The sequence below is a fragment of the Acetivibrio mesophilus genome, from assembly GCF_004102745.1.
GTDB classification, from domain to species: domain Bacteria; phylum Bacillota; class Clostridia; order Acetivibrionales; family Acetivibrionaceae; genus Hungateiclostridium; species Hungateiclostridium mesophilum.
Genome location: NZ_RLII01000071.1, coordinates 1 through 2408 on the forward strand (window position 1 = coordinate 1; position 2408 = coordinate 2408).

At 35.5% G+C, this 2408-nt stretch carries 2 protein-coding genes; both read right to left on the reverse strand.

Annotation, left to right across the window (positions count from 1 at the left end; genetic code table 11):
• Positions 1–734: 734 nt before the first annotated feature.
• A complete protein-coding gene (locus EFD62_RS17205; RefSeq protein ID WP_069194486.1) occupies positions 735–1196 on the reverse strand; it encodes a hypothetical protein in 462 nt (153 codons plus the stop codon).
• A gap of 4 nt (positions 1197–1200) precedes the next feature.
• The coding region (locus EFD62_RS18180; protein ID WP_235832705.1) for an RHS repeat-associated core domain-containing protein at positions 1201–2408 on the reverse strand (1208 nt) is incomplete at its 5' end.

A 2408-nucleotide genomic window follows, 5' to 3' on the forward strand; every position in this document is an offset into this window, starting at 1 on the left:
TCGCATCTGACGGCTATACTGCCTACAAGCTTGCTCAACAACAATTCATGTTGCAGAACATGGACTTCAATTTGTTCCAAGTTATCGGTCTTACCAATAATGATCCTGTTTCTACTGAATATCGTTGACTCAAACACTCATGTTGCACTCTTTGTCGCCTATTACAATTTCCTTCGTCCCCATTCATACACCTACTGGAAGCCGCTGAATTCTATCCCGGAACTTGAATCCATTCCTAATATGCCGGGCAAGTGGCAGAGACTAATTGAGCTTTCTCAACAATTGATTTTATCCAAGCAAGTCCCGTAGCAACGTTTATGCCGCGAAAGCCTCTTGATAATGAGTGCCCGGCATATTAGGCTATCGTGCCGGCATCAACCACCTTCAGAGCCCTTCTGCCTTGTTCAGTGTGGGGGATGCCTCTGATGCCTGCAACATGTCGGCAGAGGCTCATTGTCAATAGGATCGTGGAGTAAATGCAGAATTTTGGTATATTCTTCACTTTTCAAGGTGCATTTTGTCTCGATAGTGCCAGGCCACATTTTTCATATGCTACTTTACACTATCTCATAATTTATATTTATACGTTATATAAGAGTCAACCCTTGATGTATTGGCCCGTTATTATTTCATATATTGCTGTCTAGATTTATCCTTTACAGTTGAAACAGAAAACTAACAACCCTTTCCTATCTTTGCTCCGCTTGATTAAAAACACACAATTATAGTTATAGTCATTTGTCAAAGAATATTTTACCAAACAATTCATTCTCTGATGATATTTTCGTAATCTTAATATCATTCCACTTTGTAATATACTCAACTGTAATAGTAAATTCAATGGATCTATTATTATATTTAGGCCACCCAATTAATCTAATTCTATTTGCTTTTCCTTTCTTATCTAATTTTCTATCAATATACATTGCATCTGGTGACATCATATAATAATTATTTTCAAATGCTTTATTCACATTTTTCCTTACATTATTATAAGTATCTTGGTGCTCTTGGTATTCAATTATTGTAGTTGATTCAAAGCTATTATCTAAATAGTGAATATCTTTACTAGTGAAAGAATTAATTATACTCCAAATTTTTTTTCTTTCCAATACGCCTTTTCTCAAATAAAGTATTCCTATTGAGCAAAAAATTAGCAATGATAAAATCAAGCAAATTACTTTCTTTAATCTCATAAAATCATTCACCCAGCCCTTCGTTATTTTTTTGCGGTTCAAAACGTTTTCCTAATCCGTCCGTATTAACCAAACCAGTAGATATATCAAATTTTGACATAATTTCTTTTCCTATCTCAAATGAACGTAAATAAACATTTAATTCCGTACTTTTATCTCTTATAGGTATAACTACATTAGGATTTCTAGAAAAATAAGAATAATATGTCTGGCCATATACCGTCACTTGTTGATTATCAGCAAAATCTTGTGCAAAGTCACCGTTTGCTGTTTTACATCCATAAAATACAACATATGGCTCCAACTTCAAATCTCCATAACTTTCCCAATTTAATTTTTGAGCTTGAAGTAAAAATTCTCCTCCTCCACCTCCTGCCATATCAGGTCCACCGTGATAACCATGTGAATATATATGTAGTTGAGCAACTCCGCTATATTCCTTCCACTCCTTCCAAGCATCTTCTAAATCTTCTGCACTGTCTATCCTTCTTACAACTATATCATTTTCATCCACACCATGCTCAATTAATTCTTTCCTATGAGTATAGGCTGCTCTCGCAAAGGAATCTTTTTTTGTAAAAATATCCCAATCAGTTTCACCATTAGCATTTCTATAATCTAAAAGTTCATCTCTAGCATATGACCAAGCAATTATAATTTTAGGATCATCCGTATCTTCTTTAGTATTATTTTTAATATTTTTATTAGTAAAGTCCAAAATCCACTTCAACCCTGCTGGGATAAAACCAAAAACATTGACATTAGCATTGCTAAAGTCGACACCTTCTTTGCAGTGACCGGTTGGGTCAATGTAATTTATAGGGTTGTTGGCAACATAGGTATATAAGTTTAATCCGTCACCTCTGAAGGTGTCTTCCTGCATAAATCTACCTATACTTGGGTTATAGTATCTTGCCCTCAAGTAATACTGGTCTGTCACAGGATCATGCAGTTCCCCCGAGTACTTAAATCTGTTATCTACTTTCTCAACGCAGTCCGATATATTACCAAAAGCATCATAACTGTATCTGTTTACCACTTCTCCTCTACCATCGGTAAGAGCAGTAATGTCTCCGTGGGCATTGTGGATATAATAGTAAGCATCCTTATTGCTATCCTCTTTCTGCAATATTGTATGACCCCGGACTATCCTATCTTTTAATCCCCAATCCTCATCCACTTCACATGCTATGCTGCTTCCGCTATATACAT